Source organism: Curtobacterium sp. BNK-1 (assembly GCF_048685235.1).
GTDB classification, from domain to species: Bacteria; Pseudomonadota; Gammaproteobacteria; order Enterobacterales; family Enterobacteriaceae; genus Pantoea; species Pantoea agglomerans.
Genome location: NZ_JBLQTJ010000001.1, coordinates 3,804,225 through 3,820,621, shown reverse-complemented (window position 1 = coordinate 3,820,621; position 16,397 = coordinate 3,804,225). Strand labels below are relative to the sequence as shown.

Here is a 16,397-nt window from a genome sequence, read left to right as displayed (position 1 = left end):
ACGTTTACGCTTTCAGGCGGGTTTCGCACCCTGCAGCGGCGGCGCTTTGTTCTGCGCCGGTTTCACAATCAGCGTCAGCCACACCGAAACCAGCAGGGCCGATCCCATAAAGATGTAGGACGCGGACGGGCTGCCGGTGGCTCCATTAAGATAGCCGACAATCCATGAACCGATAAACGACCCCAGCGCACCCATACTGTTAATCAGCGCCATTGCGCCACCGGCGACATTGCGTGGCAGCATCTCAGGAATAATGGCGAAGAACGGCCCGTAAGGCGCATACATCGCGGCACCGGCAATCACTAACAGGGTGTAGGACATCCAGAAATTGTTCGATCCCACCAGATAAGAGCCGAGGAACGCCAGCGCGCCCACCAGCAGCAGCGGCCAGACGAACAGCTTACGGTTCTGGGTTTTATCCGACGCCCAGGAGACCACCACCATCGCAATGGTCGCCGCCAGATAAGGCACCGCGGAGAGCCAGCCCGCTTCTACCATGCCCATCTGCGTGCCGTTACGCAGAATCGACGGCAGCCACAGCACAAAGCCATAGACGCCGATGCTCCAGGCAAAATATTGCAGGCAGAGAATGATCACGTTGCGGTTGCGGAACGCTTCGCTGTAGTTGCGCACCGCTTTAATATTTTCCTGCTCTTTCTGTAGTTCAGCCTGCAATGCCGCTTTCTCGGCATCGCTCATCCAGCGCGCCTGTGCCGGCTTATCCTGTACCAGGAACCACCAGGCGATAGCCCAGACCACCGCCGGAATCCCTTCGAAGATAAACATCTCACGCCAGCCAAACGATTCGATCAGATAGCCTGACACGACCGACATCCACAACACCGTGACCGGATTACCCAGGATCAGGAAGGTGTTGGCGCGTGAACGTTCCGACCTGGTAAACCAGTTGCTGATGTAGATCAGCATCGCGGGCATCACCGCGGCTTCCACCACGCCCAGAATAAAGCGAATGGCCGCCAGCATCGGAATGTTGCTGACCACACCGGTCAGTGAGGCACAGCCGCCCCACAGGATCAGGCACCAGAAGATCAGTTTCTTGACGCTGCGGCGTTCGGCGTAAATTGCACCCGGGATCTGGAAAAAGAAGTAACCCAGGAAGAACAGCGCACCCAGCAGCGAGGACATGCCTTTGGTGATGCCGAGATCGTCATTAATCCCGGCAGCAGAGGCGAAGCTAAAATTTGCACGATCGAGATACGCCAGGCTGTAGGTGATAAACACGATGGGCATGATGAACCACCAGCGTTTTGGCGCGATTGTCTGCTTTTTCATCGGGAACTCCTGTGACTGTAGAGGGGCGCGAACTACACGTCGCCCAGTTGCTGACGCGTCGGCAGACCTTCGCTGTCACCAATGACCTGAATCGCCATCGAACCAATTTTGTTGCCGCGACGAATCGCCTGCGGCAGCGACTGACCTTCCAGCAGGGCGCTGATGACGCCAACGGCAAAGCCGTCTCCGGCGCCTACGGTATCCACCACGTTGTCGACTTTTATCGCCTCAACCTGGCCCTGCTCGCCCTGCGCCGTTTTATACCAGGCACCGTCACAACCGGTTTTAATCACGACCGCTTTCACGCCCTTATCGAGATAGAAATCCGCGATCGCTTCTGGCTGACGATAGCCGGTCAGAATCAGCCCCTCTTTTTCGCCCGGCAGTACCCAGTCGGCATACTCCGCCAGCAGATTGAGCTGCTTACGCATCTCCTCTTCGCTGCGCCACAGTACCGGCCGCAGGTTAGGGTCAAACGAGATAGTTTTACCGCGCGCACGCATCTCTTTGGCGGTGTGCTTCAGCAACTCCAGCGAACTCTCTGACAGCGCCGCCGCCACACCGCTCAGGTGCAGATGTCGCGCCGAACCAAAATAGTCCGCGTTAAAATCGTCGACCGACAGATGGCTGGCCGCCGAGCCTTTACGAAAATATTCCACCAGTGGATCAGAGCCGTCATCGACTTTGGACTTGAGCTGAAAACCGGTGGGATAGCGCTTATCGACCGTCACCCGGGCGTGGTCGATACCCTCTTTTTCCAGCTGCTGGCAGATAAACCGGCCAAAAGCGTCATCGCCAATACGACTGACCCAGCCCACTTTCAGGCCAAGACGAGCCAGGCCGGTCGCCACATTGAGTTCAGCGCCCGCCGCGCGTTTAACAAAGGTCTCTGCTGCGGCCAGGTCGCCGGTTTCACGGGCGATGAACATCGCCATCGCTTCACCGATAGTGACAACATCAAGCGGACCGTTGTGATGCATAGTGTGATGCGTGGTCATCTTCACTCCTTACACGTTACGCAGCAGCGACACGTAGTGGCGTGTCACCGCAGTCAGATCGTCGCCTTCCAGCGGAAATTCAATACCGCGCGGTGCCTGTGCGGGCAACTGTTGCAGCAGTGTGCGCCAGTGGTCATCAGCCTCATCCAGCGCAATCGCGCGGTAGCTATCCTGGTGCGCCACGGCGGCTTTGACATGCACATAGCCCACCTGCGCAGCCAGCTGTTGCGCCGCCTGATCGGCATCCTCACCGGTCCAGCACCAGTTACCCATATCAAAGGTCATGCTGATCGGCAGATCCGCTTCCCTGACCGCCGTGAAAAAGGCGACTGACGGAGCCAGTCGGCCATGCTCAGTCTGGTCGTTTTCTACCGTCAGCTGAAACGGCAGATCCGCCAGCAGCGCCTGCAACGCTTCGCGAGGCAGCGCACCGGTGAACTCTCCCAGCGCCACTTTCAGCCGCTGAGCGTTTAACTGGCGTGCTTCTTCAACGTAGTGGGTTATACGGGGATTGATTTCGCCGCCGTCACAAAACAGCGTATCGGGCACCGAATAGCTGCTGTGCAGCTGATGCTGCGCCACCGCCCGGGCCAGTGCCGGCAGATCGGCCAGTGCCGCGTCATCAAGCAGTTCGCGGCGGATTTCGACCCCGTCTGCGCCCGCCTGCTGGATAATCGGCAGCAGCGCACGCTGACCGCCGAGAGCGGCGATCTGTGCGTGGCCATATGCGGCGGTCACCACGATGATGTCAGGTTTCATGTTCTACTCCATGGCAGGGTTCTGCCCATAACGAATACAAAAACCCTAAATGGAACCGGTTCCAAAGCAAAGCAGCAAACTGTGAAATTATGATCGTGCTCACGAAGCGAGCACGTAAACGGAAGGTTAAATCTGAAATTCAGTTAAGAGGCTGGCTGGAGCCGCGAACGATAAGTTCGCCAGAGAAGACCTGCTCGGCAACCGGCAATCCGCTGCCTTCGATGCGCGTAATCAGCCGTTCCAGCGCACTGTAGCCAATCTGCCAGGTGGGCTGTTTCAGCGTGGTGATACCGACACCGGCCAGCGCCGCCCACTCCAGTTCGTCAAAACCGAGCAGGCCGATATCGCGGCCCCAGTGCAGATTGAGTCGCTGTAGCGATCGCGCTACCTGCAGGGTCAGCGCCCCGTTGGCGACCATCACTGCGCAACGTTTGCCGGTGTGACGCTGATGAAAGGCCAGCAGCGCCTGATCCAGCGCGGCGGGCTGATGCAGCGCCACTTCCGTATTCTCATGCTCAACCTGCGGATGCTCTGCCAGTAGCTGGCGGAAGGCCTGCAGGCGCTCACGGCGCGTGTTGACGCTGCCCAGCGGCTCGCTAAGAAACAGCAGCGCATCATAGCCATTGTCGACCAGATGCCGCGTTGCCGTTTCAGCTGCCTCGGCGTTATTCAGGCCCACCACATCGCAGGGAAAATCGGGGATTTTACGGTCAATCAGCACCATCGGCAGCAGGGATTGTTGCAGATGGTTCAGCACCTCTTCGCGCATCCCGACGGCGTTTACCACAATGCCCTCAACCTGATAGCTGCTCAGCAATTGCAGATAGTGCTGCTCCAGATCCACTTCGTTATTGGTGTTACACATCAGCAGCGTGAAGCCCTGCTCGCGGCAGGCAGCTTCAATACCGCTCATGACATCAACAGAATAGGGATTGGTGATATCGGCGATAATCAGCCCGATCAGGCGGGTACGTCCGCGCTTCAGGCCGCGCGCCATCTGACTCGGGCGATAGCTGAGATCAGCAATAGCCTGTTCGATCCGCGCTTTCAGACCGGCAGAGAGCAGATGCAGTTCACCATTGAGATAGCGTGAAACGCTGGTTTTACCGGTTCGTGCCGCGTGAGCAACATCGCTGATGGTGGCGCGAGGCGGCCTGATTTTCATGAGATATCCTGCGTAATAAGAAACCCGGCAGAGACTAGCACAAGCAAAGCCCGGCGCAAAAAGCGCTACGCCGGTAATTGCAGCCAGGGTTGCCACAGGGTCTGTAACGTTTCCGGCGGTGCGCCATCAATCAGCCGGATGACCATTTCAGCCACCTGTTCACCGGCCTGATGCGGCGTCGCCTGGCGAATGGCGACAATGGGATGATCGAGAATCGCATCTCGCGGCAATCCTTCCCAGCCCGCCAGCAGAATGGCACCCTCGCCCGCTGCACGCCCCGCCAGTTGCAGCGCCAGAGCCGCGCCTTCAGCCAGCGCAGCGCAGTCGGTGATGATCACTTCCGGTACTGGCCCCTCTGCCAGCCACTCCCGGGTTTGCTGATAGCCGGCGCGACGCGACGGCGCCACCGCCGCCATCGCATAAGGCGTAACCTCCCCCAGCGCCGTCAGATAACCCTGACGCCGGTCACGCACCCGCGTACTGTTTTCATTGCTGCCAAGCCAGGCTATCTGCTGCCGTCCCTGCGCCAGCGACCAGCCCACCGCCAGCTGTGAACCGGCAAGGTGATCAACATCAAACCACGCATAGGTCGATGGCAGATCGCTGCGGCCCAGCGCCAGAAAACGAAAATTGGTCTGGAGCAGAGCATGAAGCCGACTGTCTTCTGGCGTAGTGTGGCCGACGATCAGGGCATCAACGGCGCCACTGCGCAGCAGGCGTGTCAGCGTCGCCTGACTCTGCTGCTTATCCGCCAGCAACAGCAGGTTAATGTCATAACGGGCAAGGTGATGCTCCAGCGCCAGCAGCATGTCGCTGAAGTCGCTGCCATTCAGGGGAGAGGCACCGATCGGGTAGACGAACCCCACCGCGTTAGCACGGCCGGTTTTCAGACGCCGGGCCGCCGCATTAGGCCGGTAGCCACGCCGCTGCGCTTCCTCTTCGATGCGTTTACGCGTCTCCTGAGCGACATCCTGATAACCGTTGAGGGCGCGGCTGACGGTCGTTACGGAAAGACCTAAAACCGCAGCGATGGCTTTAAGAGACATACGAAGGCGTCCATTGATCAATTTTTGATCAGGCTACCATAAAGCCTCTGCTGGCTCTATTCGCAGAAACATTACAGATACTTTTAACGCGATGCTTTACAGAAAAAAGGCGCCCCCGTGCGGGGGCGACCGCGTTTATCCCAGCGGGCTGAGCGTGATCTCAACACGACGGTTTTGTGCTTTGCCTGCTTCGGTGCTGTTGCTGGCAACCGGGTTATCCGGGCCTGCACCTTGGGTGCGCAGGCGATCGCTGGCAACACCCTGCACGATCAACGCGCTGGCGACGCTTTCAGCACGCTGCTGTGACAGACGCATGTTCAGCGCGCGGGTGCCGGTGCTGTCGGTATAACCCACTACGTTTACCGCGGTTTTCGGATACTCTTTCAGCACCATTGAAACACCTGTCAGGGTGTTCGCGCCGGCAGGTTTCAGATTGCTGCTGCTGGAGTCGAAGGTGACATTATTTGGCATATTCAGGACGATGTTATCGCCATTACGGGTCACGCTGACGCCCGTTCCGCGCATCTTGTCGCGCAGTTTCGCTTCCTGCACATCCATGTAGTAGCCCACGCCACCGCCCAGTGCGGCTCCGCCTGCAGCACCAATCAGCGCACCTTTACGGCGATCTTTCTTCGACGAGGAGAGTACACCGACACCGGCACCCACTAACGCACCCAGGCCTGCGCCCACACCTGACTTACCCGCCTGAGATTCGCCGGTGTAAGGATTGGTGGTACAACCTGGCAGGGCCAGACTGCCGCTTAATAACAAGGTGATGGCGATTAATTTCTTCTGCATTTTTGTTCCCTTACATTCGACACACAGGGGAAAACCTTTCCCATAAGTGGCACGATTATGCCGCCTGGTGGCCGGGAATGTAGTGAGGAAAAATCCTGATTTAGCGGGAATTACGCCTTTTGGTTGTCAGGATGACAAAAACAGTTGCTCTGATGATCGTTTATCAGCCCGCAGGCCTGCATAAAGGAGTAGCAGATTGTGGGGCCGATGAATTTGAAACCACGCTGCTTTAGCGCCTTCGAGAGCGCAATGGCCTGCTCTGAGGTGGTGGGAGCCTGACTATAGTCAGGATAATGGTGGACGATTTGCGCGTTATCGACAAATTGCCAGACGAAGTGGCTGAAATCCTCGCCTTGCGCTTCCATCTGGAGATAAGCACGAGCGTTGGCGATAATCGCCGCGATTTTACCGGCGTGGCGGATAATGCCGCTGTTGAGCATCAGCGTGTCGATCTCTGCCGCATCCATCAACGCTATGGCCTGCGGATCAAACTGGTGAAACGCCGCCCGATAGTTTTCCCGCTTTTTCAGCACGGTTATCCAGGATAACCCCGCCTGCTGTCCTTCCAGACAGAGCATCTCAAACAGCGCACGCTTGTCTCTCTGTGCCACACCCCACTCCCTGTCGTGATAAGCCAGATAGAGGGGATCCTGCGTTACCCAACCACATCGTTGCATCGCATTGTTCCTTTATAACGAGAATATTTTAGCGGTCCGCTTGATCTTAGAATTAATCGGTTGATAGTTAAACGATCACCGGTTAAATAACAGAGACGGGCCGAAATTTAATTTAAACGCCGGATAATAACTTCAGCCTTGCCTGGAGAAGCGATGTTGCCGAGAAGCGGTTGGAAAGGTCTGCGGATCTGCTGTGCTGTATGGCTGTTAATCTTAACGCAACCGACTTTTGCGCGCGGCGGCATCTCTGCGCCTCAACATCCCGACTTTCTGCCCGACTACGATACGATTCTGGCGGAGAAGATCGCCCTGACGCCACTCGCCTTCAGCGATGAGAGCCGCGCCCTGTTTGAAGCCGCCATCAACTCTCCCACCGCGTCACCCATCGCCGTCCACAGTGAAACCGGCAGCGTAGGCACCACCCCGCTGGGAAAACGCTATCGGGCTGGGGTTGACCTGCCCATTGCCCCGTCATTTACCACCGGGCCGGTGGCGCAGTATGCCGTTGATCCGCAGCAGATGAACTGTCTGCAATGTGACTACAGCGATCAGCAGAGTCGTGAGCAGAGCGCCAGCGTCGGCTGGCGCATCGATTCGCAGCAGGGATGGATATCGCCCTGGGCGCAGCTGAGTTATCACTATCTGCTGGCAGACACGCCGCAGAATCCCCGGCGTGAGGCGACGAACGGCACCGATCAGTCCGAAGGCATCGATCTGAGCATCGGTGCACAAGTGCCTCTGAACGATAATCTGGCGGCTTTCGCCGCGTTTTCACAAAGCGAAGCGCTGAATAACCAGGAGCAGCAACTTTATACCTTTGGCTTCAGCGCCAGCTTCTGACCGAGGCATGAAAAGAGAAAGGGAATCGGGCGTTTAAAATATAATGAGTCCGCTAATCATTATACTGGTAACACTATGCGCAACGATTTGACAATTATTGGCCGTGAAATGACGGTCTTCATACTGGCAGCACTCTTTCTCGCTCTGATGATATTGCCCATCTATATTGATGTGGCCTGGATGAATGATGCGCTGCACGAAACTTCTTTTACTGAAACCACCCAGGAAATCATGCTGGCGGTGATTGCCGCCCTGTTCTTTATTGCGGCCCAGCGCCGTCCGGCTCAGCGCGGCGCGCTGACCTTAGTGGCGGGCTTCTATAGCTGTATGCTGATCCGTGAACTCGACTTTGTGTTTGATGCCATCCAGCATGGCAGCTGGATCTGGTTCGCCCTGGCGGTGACGGCCGGTTGTCTGGCCGTCGCGCTGCGAACGCCGAAAAAAACCCTGCATGCGCTGGCCAGGCTGCTGCAGCACCGCAGCTGGCCGGTGATGGCCTCCGGCTTTTTAGTGGTGCTGGTCTTCTCACGACTGTTTGGTATTCATGCGTTGTGGCAGCACCTGATGCTGGGCGATTACAACCGCGTGGTGAAAAACATGGCCGAAGAGGGTACCGAACTGCTGGGTTACGGCCTGTGCTGGCTGGCCTCGGTTCGCTATCTATGGCAGACCCGTCCGGCCGCCGCGGCCGTCAGCGTGCACGCCACCGAATCTGCACCTGCCCGTCACGCCACTTCTCCGCTCACCTCGCACTGATCCGCACTCTTGCTTTTTAAGCGATCCGCATCATTAAAAAAGGTACAATAAACACTTCTGCGTCGGCGACGGGTTCCCGGCGCAAGGTGTTCGTTAACCTCAGGTCTTTTCATGTCAGCTAAAATCTTAACTTCAACGCTCATTGGCCTGGATGCCTTCCGACAGGATCCGCTGACTGCCCTGCAGCAGGCGGAAAAGGGCACGCTGGCGGTGTTAGATAATTATGCGCCGGTGATGTACGCCATCACACCTAAGCGTCTGGCTGAGCTGCTGGCGCTGGAAGCCGCCGCCCGGCAGCCGAATGATGTGGCGCTGGATGACAGCCTGTATGACGATTCTCCCGCCGCGATCCATACGCCGGCTGGTAAGTTCGCCATGTATCAGGGCTGGCAGCCGGATGCCGACTTTACGCGCCAGGCCGCGATCTGGGGTGTGTCGCTGGGCGAACCAGTGACCCCCAGCGAGCTGGCGGCCTTTGTGGCTTACTGGCAGGCGGAAGGCCGGATGTTCCATCATGTACAGTGGCAACAGAAACTGGCACGCAGCATTCAGATGAACCGTGCCGCAAACGGCGGGCAACCGAAGCGTGATATCACGCAGTTGCCCGATCCTGACCGTACCATTCCCGATGGTTTCCGAGGTGAATGATGAAAACGCCAAACGATCTCTTTAACCGTCTGAAAAAAATGATGCCCGCAGGCACACGTCCTAAATTTGCCAATGGCGAAGAGCTGCTGGCGTGGAATCAGGAGCAGGGTCGCCTGCGATCAGAGGCGATTGTGCGTGAGAATCGCGCAATGAAAATGCAGCGCGTAATGGGCCGTTCCGGCATTCGCGAGCTGCATATGAACTGCTCATTTGATAATTACCGGGTAGAGAATGAGGGGCAGCGCAAAGCGCTGGAACTGGCGCGTCAGTATGCCGCTGAATTTGATGGCAGCATCGCCAGTTTTGTCTTTTCAGGCCGTCCCGGCACCGGTAAAAACCATCTGGCCGCCGCGATTGGCAACGACCTGATCCTGCGCGGTAAAAGCGTGCTGATCGTGACGGTTGCTGATTTGATGTCGAGCATGAAGGGCACCTTCAGCGGCAGCAGCGGCATTACCGAAGAGCGGCTGATTCAGGATCTCAGCAGTGTTGATCTGCTGGTGATTGATGAGATCGGTATGCAGAGCGAATCGCGCTACGAAAAAGTGATTATTAACCAGATTGTCGATCGCCGATCCTCCTCGAAACGCCCGACCGGCATGTTATCCAACCTCGACCATGCGGGCATGAATACGCTGCTGGGCGAACGTGTCATGGACCGTATGCGCCTCGGCAACAGCCTGTGGGTGCGCTTCGACTGGGAAAGCTATCGCAGTCGGGTACGCGGCGACGAATATTAAACAGTGACCCGGCAGCGCCGGGTCACTGCGCTTATCGGGCCTGAAGCCCCTCTTTATAACGACGCGCTACACCGCCTTTGCCCTTCCGCCCATGCCCGGCGCAGCCGGACGCGCTGAGTCAGGATCATCCCGACGTCCGGCCACTGGTGCAGCAGAAAACCCGGCATTAATCCCACGATCTGATCGCGGTCACGATCTTAGCTACAGGCGATCGGGTTGTGTGAAACCGCCCGCAAAAGTGTGGGATGTGGAATACGTATGGGCTGATACACTCAATTCTTACTCCTCTGTTGAGTGAACCCGTAATGAAAACGAACGGCAAAGGCCCTGCACTACTGAGACTGAATAACCAGAAACGGGTGATGACTCAGCTGCGTAAGCTGCGCGTGACGTCGCGTCAGGATCTGGCGGAGACGCTGACACTCAGCAAAAACACCGTATCCTTAATCATTGATGACCTGCTGGAGCAGGGCCTGATAGAGGAGCTGGGGCCGGTCAGCGTCGCGTCAGCCGGACGGCCTAAAATCGGGATTACCCTGCGGCCGGAAAAGCTCAAGAGCGCAGGCATCATGGTGGAACGCAACGTCATCCACTGGCGGGTCTGCGACTATTTTTCACAGGTGCTGGCTGAAAAGACGCTGCGCACCGATACCAGTAACCCGACCCGACTGCTGGCTGAGCTGGCGATGCTGTGCCGGGAACTGATGAAAAGCTATCCTGATTTGCTCGGCATTGGCCTGGGTTTTCCCGGTATCGTCGATCCCCGGCGCGGCTGGATGCATATTTCATTGCCCCTCGAATGGCAGGATGTTGACCTGCTGGGCGCGCTGAGTAAGCACGTCAGTCTCCCCATCCGCATTATGAATAATGTCAAAGCCGCTGCGCTGCTGGCGGTACAGCTACGTGGATTATCTGTGGAGAGCGGTCACTTTTATCTGCGTATTTCCGAGGGAATTGGCGGCGCACTGGTACAGCATGGCGAAGTATTTACCGGGCACAGCTGGACGGCGGGCGAGGCGGGACATCTGGTTGTCCAGCCCGACGGCCCGCGTTGCAGCTGTGGCCGCCGCGGTTGCCTGGAAGCGCTGGTCAGCCAGCCTGCGGTTAAACAGCAGCTGGCGCAGCGTCAGCCTGGCCTGAGCTGGCAGAACCGCGACAGCGCGCCACGGGTGGTGGATGAGGTGATGGCGCAGGCGGGTGGCTATCTGGGTGCGGCGCTGAGTCAGATTATGCTGCTGCTCAATCCCGCCACCATCATCATTGATTGTCCGTGGAACGCCAGTGAAGTCTTCTGCAAGGCGGTGCGCACTACCGCACACGGCAACGCGCTGGCCTTTACCGCCGCACATACCCTGCTGCACTTTCCTGAGCAGCGGATCGATCCGGCCAACGGGCTGGCGCTGGCGGTGCTGGAGCAGAGTGAGCAGCGGATGATCTAGTGGCTCAAGCCGCCCTCATTCATCCGGTATCCATCCACCTCAGACTGAACGCTTCCTGCTACAACACATTCTCCCCAAAATGCTGGCGATACTCTTTTGGCGTGGTGTCGTAGCTTTTGCGGAAGACCGAATAGAAGTATTGCAGCGAAGGATAGCCGCACATCTGCGAGATCTCGTTGATGTTGAGCGATGAAGAGGCCAGCAGTTCGCGCGCTTTTTCCAGTTTTTCACGGTGGATCATCGCATGGAGGGTGTCGCCGGTCTCATCCCGAAAGCGTTTTTCCAGATTAGAGCGCGACAGCCCGACTGCATCCAGCACCTGCTCCACTTTGATCCCCTTACAGGCGTTGAAGCGGATGTAGTGCATCGCCTGAATCACCGCCGGATCGCGCAGCGAGCGGAAGTCGGTAGAGCGCCGGGCGATGACTTTCACCGGCGGCACCAGGATACGCTGAAGCGGTAAGGGCTGCTTATCCAGCAGCCGATGCAGCAGTTTGGCCGCCTGATAGCCCATCTGCCGTGAGCCCTGCGCCACGGACGAGAGCGCCACGCGTGACAGATAGCGGGTCAGCTCCTCATTATCAATCCCGATCACCGTAAGCTTCTCCGGCACCGGTATTTTCAGATGCTCGCACGCCTGCAGCAGGTGTCGCGCCCGTGAATCCGTGACGGCGATAATGCCGGTTTGCGGCGGCAGTGTCTGCAGCCAGTCGGCGAGACGGTTCTGGGCGTGCTGCCAGTTTTCCGGCGCGGTTTCCATGCCCTGATAGACCACGCCCTGATAGCGCTCACGTCCCACCAGCTGGCGAAACGCCTGTTCACGCTCCTGTGCCCAGCGCTTGCCGCTGGAGACCGGTAAACCATAAAAGGCGAAGCGGTTAATGCCCTTCTCTTTCAGATGCAGAAAGGCTTTCTCCACCAGCGCGGCGTTGTCAGTGGCAATGTAGTGCACCGGCGGATAATCCTCCTGCCGGTGGTAAGAGCCGCCAACGCCGACAATCGGCACGGAGACATTCGACAGCAGGGTTTCGATAGAGCGATCGTCGTAATCGGCGATCACCCCATCGCCCAGCCACTCCCGGATGTTGTCGATGCGGCAGCGGAAATCTTCTTCGATGAAGATATCCCAGTCAGTCTGCGAAGCCTGCAGATACTCACCGACGCCCTCCACAACCTGACGGTCATACACTTTGTTGGCGTTAAACAGCAGGGTAATGCGATAGCGTTTCTCATGCATGATGGCGCGTTCCCTTAAATCCTCAGCGCATTGCATAACACGGCTGAAAGGGGCAAAAAAATTGTTTGCGCCACAATGTGATCGCCCGCGCGATTACACCCGACGCCGCGTTGCCGTATCCATCCACACCGCCAGCAGCAGAATCGCGCCTTTGACGATGTACTGCCAGAAAGTCGGCACATCCATCATGCTCATGCCGTTATCCAGCGAGGCCATAATAAACGCCCCCATGACTGCGCCCGCAACCGAACCTACGCCACCCGCCAGGCTGGTGCCGCCGATGACACAGGCGGCGATAGCGTCGAGTTCCGCAATGTTACCCGCCGACGGCGAGCCTGCGCCCAGTCGTGAACTGAGGATCAGCCCGGCAATCGCCACCATCACACCGTTGATGGCAAACACCGCCAGCTTGGTGCGCGCCACGTTAATGCCAGACAGGCGCGCAGCATCAATGTTGCCGCCGATGGCGTAGATACGACGGCCAAAAGCAGTGCGGGTTGCCATAAACATGCCCGCCAGCAACAGCACGGCCAGCAGTAACACCGGGGTCGGCACGCCGCGATAGTCGTTGAGCAACCAGATGGCACCCAGCACTAAGATGGCGATGATCGCCTGACGCCCGACGGTGCCGCTGGCTGCGCCCTGCGCCAGTCCGAGCTGCTGACGACGCAGCCGCAGCCGCCACTGCCACAACATAAACAACGCCACACCGGCAAAGCCAAAGCCGAAACCGACGCCGCCCGGCAGATAACTCTGACCAATCTGCGACATGCCTGGCGTGATCGGCGCAACCGTAGTGCCATCGGTAATTCCGACCAGAACACCGCGGAAAGCCAGCATTCCCGCCAGCGTCACGATAAACGAAGGCACTTTACGGTAGGCCACCCACCAGCCATTCCACGTGCCAAGCAGCAATCCCATCACCAGCGTCACCACGATGGTCAGCGGCAACGGCCAGCCGAGCCAGACGTCGAATATCGCCGCCGCGCCACCCAGCAGGCCCATCATGGAACCTACTGACAGGTCGATCTCCGCCGAGATAATTACGAACACCATACCCACGGCCAGAATGCCGGTAATGGCGGTCTGACGCAGCAGGTTGGAGACGTTACGCGCACTGAGCCACGAGCCGTCTGTGGTCCAGGTAAAGAACAGGGCAATCAGCACAATTGCGCCCAGCATCACCAGAACCTGCAGATTAGGCAGTGTGAACCTGCCCGGTGACGGTTTGCCCGGCGTGCCGGAGAGGCGGCTTTGGGTACTTTCACTTTTAAGCATAATGTTCACTCCGCAGGGCAGCTTCCATCACCTGCTCCTGAGTCAGGTTATCGTTAATCAAATCGGCTTTGATCTGCCCTTCATGCATCACCAGCACCCGATCGCTCAGGCCCAGCACTTCCGGCAGCTCAGAGGAAATCACAATCACCGCGATACCCTGCTGAACCAGCGCATTGATCAGCAGGTAGATCTCCTGACGTGCGCCCACATCAATGCCGCGCGTCGGTTCATCGAGGATCAGGATTTTTGGATTGAGCAGCAGACATTTCGCCAGAATTGCTTTCTGCTGGTTGCCGCCGCTTAAACGGCCAATCGGCAGTTCTGATGAGGAGGTTTTCACCCGCAGCCGACCGATCGCGTCGTTGATCGCCTGCTGCTCCTGCGCTTCATCCAGCGTTGAGAGCCGGTGGCTGAACTGGTCCAGCGCCGCCAGGGTAATATTTTTTCCCACCGCCATCAGCGGCACGATGCCATCTTTTTTACGATCTTCCGGCACCATCGCGATGCCGTGCGCAATGGCGGCGCGGCAATCGGTGATGTTGACCTGTTTGCCATTAATCCAGATATCGCCCTGCCAGCGCCCCGGCCAGACGCCAAACAGACATTGGACTGTCTCAGTCCTGCCCGCGCCCACCAGCCCGGCGATGCCGAGGATTTCACCGCGTCTGAGCGAGAACGAGACATTGTTAACGCGGCGGATGTGGCGGTTAACCGGATGCCAGGCGGTGAGGTTTTCAACTTTCAGTATCACGTCGCCAATCTGATGCGGCGCGTGGGGATAGAGCGCGGTCAGCTCGCGTCCCACCATCATGGTGATGATGTCATCTTCGCTCAGGCCCGCTGCCGGACGGGTAGCAATATGCTGGCCGTCACGAATCACGCAGATGGTATCGGAGATCGCCTTAACCTCATTCAGCTTGTGCGAGATGTAGATGCAGGCAATGCCGTGTTCACGCAGATTGCGGATGATGCCGAGCAGCACGTCCGTTTCCTGCTCCGTCAGGGAAGAGGTCGGCTCATCCAGAATCAGCAGCCGGACCTGTTTGTTAAGGGCGCGGGCAATCTCCACCAGTTGCTGCTGCCCAAGGCCTAACTCACCGACCCGGGTGGCGGGAGAAACGTTCAGCCCGACCCGCGCCAGAAGTTGCTGGCAGCGCAGGGTCATGGTTTCATCATCCACCATGCCGAAACGGCTCAGTTCGGCACCGAGGAAGATGTTCTCCATCACCGTCAGTTGCCGCACCAGCGCCAGCTCCTGATGAATAATCACAATGCCTTTACGCTCGGTATCGCGAATGGTCTGCGCCTGAATGTCGTCGCCAGAGAAGTGAATCTGCCCTTCAAAATCGCCGTGCGGATAGAGTCCGCACAGGATTTTCATCAGCGTCGATTTGCCCGAGCCATTCTCACCACACAGCGACATCACTTCGCCCGCCTCAAGTTGCAGGCTGACATCATTCAGCGCCTTCACGGCACCGAAACGCTTGGTGATATTTTTCATTTCCAGCAGCATCGACTGTTCTCCCTCACGCTATGCGCAGTCAGAGTTCGCTCTGTTTGTGGAAACCGTCTTTCACCACGGTGCTTTCAATATTGTCTTTGTTGACCGGAATCGGCTTCAGCAGCCGTGACGGAACCTCTTTCAGACCATTATTCAGCGTGCTGTTGCTGGCAGGTGTTTTGCCCTCGCCCAGCTCGACGGCAATTTTCGCCGCTTCGGTGGCGAGCTCAGTGATCGGTTTGTAAACCGTCATGGTCTGGGTGCCCGCTTTGATACGCTTAATGGCTGCCAGATCGGCATCCTGACCGGAGATCGCCACTTTTCCTGCCAGCCCTTGCGCGCTCAGAGCCTGAATCGCGCCGCCTGCGGTGGCATCGTTAGAGGCCACCACCGCATCGATATGGTTGCCGTTGGCGGTCAGGGCATTTTCCATAATTTTCAGGGCATTTTCCGGCAGCCAGGCATCGACCCACTGGTCGCCAACAATTTTAATGCTGCCGTTATCAATATAGGGTTTTAACACCTTCATCTGTCCGGCACGGAACAGGCGTGCGTTATTATCCACAGGCGATCCGCCCATTAAAAAATAGTTGCCCTTAGGCACCTGTTTCACAATGCTCTCGGCCTGAAGCTCGCCCACTTTTTCATTATCGAAAGAGATATAAAAGTCGATATCGGCATTATTTATCATTCGGTCATACGCCAGCACTTTAATGCCTTCCCGTTTCGCTTCAGCGACAACATTACTCAATACCTGACCGTTGTAGGGAATAATCACCAGCACATCGACACCGCGATTGATCATATTTTCAATCTGCGACATCTGTGTCTCTTCGTTGCCGTTGGCTGACTGAACAAACACCTTCGCGCCCAGCGTCTCAGCCTGTTTTACGAAAATATCGCGGTCTTTCTGCCAGCGTTCGAGTCGCAAATCGTCAATCGCCATACCGATCTTCACTTCTTTTGCCACGCTGGTCTGGCTGAACAGCGCCAGCGCCGCACAGGCGGCGAGCAGTGCATGTTTCATCTTCATTGTGATCATCCTGTAGGTTGAGGCTATTGTCGTTTCAGGCCTATAAACCAGGCGGATGAATTGTTGCCCTTATTTTCCTGTTACAGCAATTACTGATTTTTATCCGGCTATTACGTTTTTTGGTTTATTTCATTTTTTATGAGCGCGATCGAGGTTTCATCTTTTTCGGACAAGAGAGCGATAATGATA

General features: G+C 57.4%; 16 protein-coding genes. 5 read left to right on the top strand and 11 right to left on the bottom strand.

Annotated features, from left to right (window positions below; translation table 11 throughout):
* Positions 1–12: 12 nt before the first annotated feature.
* The 7 genes from ACMGGP_RS18090 to ACMGGP_RS18060 form a co-directional block, all read right to left on the bottom strand.
* Positions 13–1,293, bottom strand: a complete 1,281-nt coding sequence (locus tag ACMGGP_RS18090) for an MFS transporter (protein WP_022624800.1) — start codon at positions 1,291–1,293, stop codon at positions 13–15.
* Between the two features lie 32 nt (positions 1,294–1,325).
* The gene (locus tag ACMGGP_RS18085; protein WP_010258908.1) at positions 1,326–2,291 is read right to left on the bottom strand and encodes a sugar kinase; all 966 of its coding nucleotides are present in this window, start codon (positions 2,289–2,291) and stop codon (positions 1,326–1,328) included.
* Between the two features lie 9 nt (positions 2,292–2,300).
* Complete coding sequence (locus ACMGGP_RS18080) at positions 2,301–3,050, bottom strand: hypothetical protein (RefSeq protein ID WP_010258907.1); 750 nt, start codon at positions 3,048–3,050, stop codon at positions 2,301–2,303.
* A gap of 139 nt (positions 3,051–3,189) precedes the next feature.
* A complete protein-coding gene (locus ACMGGP_RS18075) occupies positions 3,190–4,215 on the bottom strand; it encodes a LacI family DNA-binding transcriptional regulator (protein ID WP_010258906.1) in 1,026 nt (341 codons plus the stop codon).
* Positions 4,216–4,280: 65 nt separating this feature from the next.
* Positions 4,281–5,261 (bottom strand): LacI family DNA-binding transcriptional regulator, encoded by a 981-nt coding sequence (locus tag ACMGGP_RS18070; protein WP_498798678.1) that lies wholly within the window; start codon positions 5,259–5,261, stop codon positions 4,281–4,283.
* 135 nt (positions 5,262–5,396) lie between these two features.
* The gene (locus tag ACMGGP_RS18065) at positions 5,397–6,059 is read right to left on the bottom strand and encodes an OmpA family lipoprotein (protein ID WP_010258904.1); all 663 of its coding nucleotides are present in this window, start codon (positions 6,057–6,059) and stop codon (positions 5,397–5,399) included.
* 110 nt (positions 6,060–6,169) lie between these two features.
* The gene (locus tag ACMGGP_RS18060; protein ID WP_033785863.1) at positions 6,170–6,736 is read right to left on the bottom strand and encodes a DNA-3-methyladenine glycosylase I; all 567 of its coding nucleotides are present in this window, start codon (positions 6,734–6,736) and stop codon (positions 6,170–6,172) included.
* A gap of 153 nt (positions 6,737–6,889) precedes the next feature.
* Between ACMGGP_RS18060 and ACMGGP_RS18055 the strand changes: the two genes are divergently transcribed.
* From ACMGGP_RS18055 to ACMGGP_RS18035, 5 genes are all read left to right on the top strand, one after another.
* A complete protein-coding gene (locus ACMGGP_RS18055; protein ID WP_010258902.1) occupies positions 6,890–7,576 on the top strand; it encodes an autotransporter in 687 nt (228 codons plus the stop codon).
* A gap of 75 nt (positions 7,577–7,651) precedes the next feature.
* A complete protein-coding gene (locus ACMGGP_RS18050; RefSeq protein ID WP_498798677.1) occupies positions 7,652–8,332 on the top strand; it encodes a hypothetical protein in 681 nt (226 codons plus the stop codon).
* Between the two features lie 111 nt (positions 8,333–8,443).
* Entirely contained in the window at positions 8,444–8,980 is a 537-nt protein-coding gene (dnaT, locus tag ACMGGP_RS18045) for a primosomal protein DnaT (protein WP_010258900.1), read from the top strand.
* Positions 8,977–9,720 carry a replicative helicase loader DnaC gene (dnaC, locus tag ACMGGP_RS18040; protein ID WP_498798676.1) on the top strand — a complete coding sequence of 248 codons (744 nt, stop codon included), beginning with the start codon at positions 8,977–8,979 and terminating at the stop codon, positions 9,718–9,720. The genes dnaT and dnaC overlap by 4 nt, the downstream gene beginning before the upstream one ends.
* Before the next feature lie 305 nt (positions 9,721–10,025).
* On the top strand, positions 10,026–11,159 hold the full coding sequence (locus tag ACMGGP_RS18035; RefSeq protein ID WP_010672193.1) for an ROK family protein: 1,134 nt from the start codon (positions 10,026–10,028) through the stop codon (positions 11,157–11,159).
* Positions 11,160–11,217: 58 nt separating this feature from the next.
* Here ACMGGP_RS18035 and xylR read toward each other — a convergent pair whose 3' ends face one another.
* From xylR to xylF, 4 genes are all read right to left on the bottom strand, one after another.
* Positions 11,218–12,396, bottom strand: coding sequence for a D-xylose utilization transcriptional activator XylR (gene xylR / locus ACMGGP_RS18030; RefSeq protein ID WP_010672192.1), 1,179 nt, complete (start codon positions 12,394–12,396; stop codon positions 11,218–11,220).
* A gap of 93 nt (positions 12,397–12,489) precedes the next feature.
* The gene (locus ACMGGP_RS18025; protein WP_258993228.1) at positions 12,490–13,674 is read right to left on the bottom strand and encodes a sugar ABC transporter permease; all 1,185 of its coding nucleotides are present in this window, start codon (positions 13,672–13,674) and stop codon (positions 12,490–12,492) included.
* A complete protein-coding gene (locus tag ACMGGP_RS18020; protein ID WP_010258889.1) occupies positions 13,667–15,187 on the bottom strand; it encodes a xylose ABC transporter ATP-binding protein in 1,521 nt (506 codons plus the stop codon). The genes ACMGGP_RS18025 and ACMGGP_RS18020 overlap by 8 nt, the downstream gene beginning before the upstream one ends.
* Before the next feature lie 28 nt (positions 15,188–15,215).
* Positions 15,216–16,208 carry a D-xylose ABC transporter substrate-binding protein gene (gene xylF, locus ACMGGP_RS18015; protein WP_010258888.1) on the bottom strand — a complete coding sequence of 331 codons (993 nt, stop codon included), beginning with the start codon at positions 16,206–16,208 and terminating at the stop codon, positions 15,216–15,218.
* Positions 16,209–16,397: the final 189 nt, after the last annotated feature.

Bases quoted from the DNA above. Each gene is read 5' to 3' on its own strand.
- ACMGGP_RS18060 (WP_033785863.1), bottom strand. From the start codon at position 6,736: ATGCAACGATGTGGTTGGGTAACGCAGGATCCCCTCTATCTGGCTTAT.
- ACMGGP_RS18080 (WP_010258907.1), bottom strand. From the start codon at position 3,050: ATGAAACCTGACATCATCGTGGTGACCGCCGCATATGGCCACGCACAG.
- ACMGGP_RS18055 (WP_010258902.1), top strand. From the start codon at position 6,890: ATGTTGCCGAGAAGCGGTTGGAAAGGTCTGCGGATCTGCTGTGCTGTA.
- ACMGGP_RS18050 (WP_498798677.1), top strand. From the start codon at position 7,652: ATGCGCAACGATTTGACAATTATTGGCCGTGAAATGACGGTCTTCATA.
- dnaT (WP_010258900.1), top strand. From the start codon at position 8,444: ATGTCAGCTAAAATCTTAACTTCAACGCTCATTGGCCTGGATGCCTTC.
- ACMGGP_RS18070 (WP_498798678.1), bottom strand. From the start codon at position 5,261: ATGTCTCTTAAAGCCATCGCTGCGGTTTTAGGTCTTTCCGTAACGACC.
- xylR (WP_010672192.1), bottom strand. From the start codon at position 12,396: ATGCATGAGAAACGCTATCGCATTACCCTGCTGTTTAACGCCAACAAA.
- ACMGGP_RS18090 (WP_022624800.1), bottom strand. From the start codon at position 1,293: ATGAAAAAGCAGACAATCGCGCCAAAACGCTGGTGGTTCATCATGCCC.
- ACMGGP_RS18065 (WP_010258904.1), bottom strand. From the start codon at position 6,059: ATGCAGAAGAAATTAATCGCCATCACCTTGTTATTAAGCGGCAGTCTG.
- ACMGGP_RS18025 (WP_258993228.1), bottom strand. From the start codon at position 13,674: ATGCTTAAAAGTGAAAGTACCCAAAGCCGCCTCTCCGGCACGCCGGGC.
- dnaC (WP_498798676.1), top strand. From the start codon at position 8,977: ATGATGAAAACGCCAAACGATCTCTTTAACCGTCTGAAAAAAATGATG.
- xylF (WP_010258888.1), bottom strand. From the start codon at position 16,208: ATGAAGATGAAACATGCACTGCTCGCCGCCTGTGCGGCGCTGGCGCTG.
- ACMGGP_RS18035 (WP_010672193.1), top strand. From the start codon at position 10,026: ATGAAAACGAACGGCAAAGGCCCTGCACTACTGAGACTGAATAACCAG.
- ACMGGP_RS18085 (WP_010258908.1), bottom strand. From the start codon at position 2,291: ATGACCACGCATCACACTATGCATCACAACGGTCCGCTTGATGTTGTC.
- ACMGGP_RS18020 (WP_010258889.1), bottom strand. From the start codon at position 15,187: ATGCTGCTGGAAATGAAAAATATCACCAAGCGTTTCGGTGCCGTGAAG.
- ACMGGP_RS18075 (WP_010258906.1), bottom strand. From the start codon at position 4,215: ATGAAAATCAGGCCGCCTCGCGCCACCATCAGCGATGTTGCTCACGCG.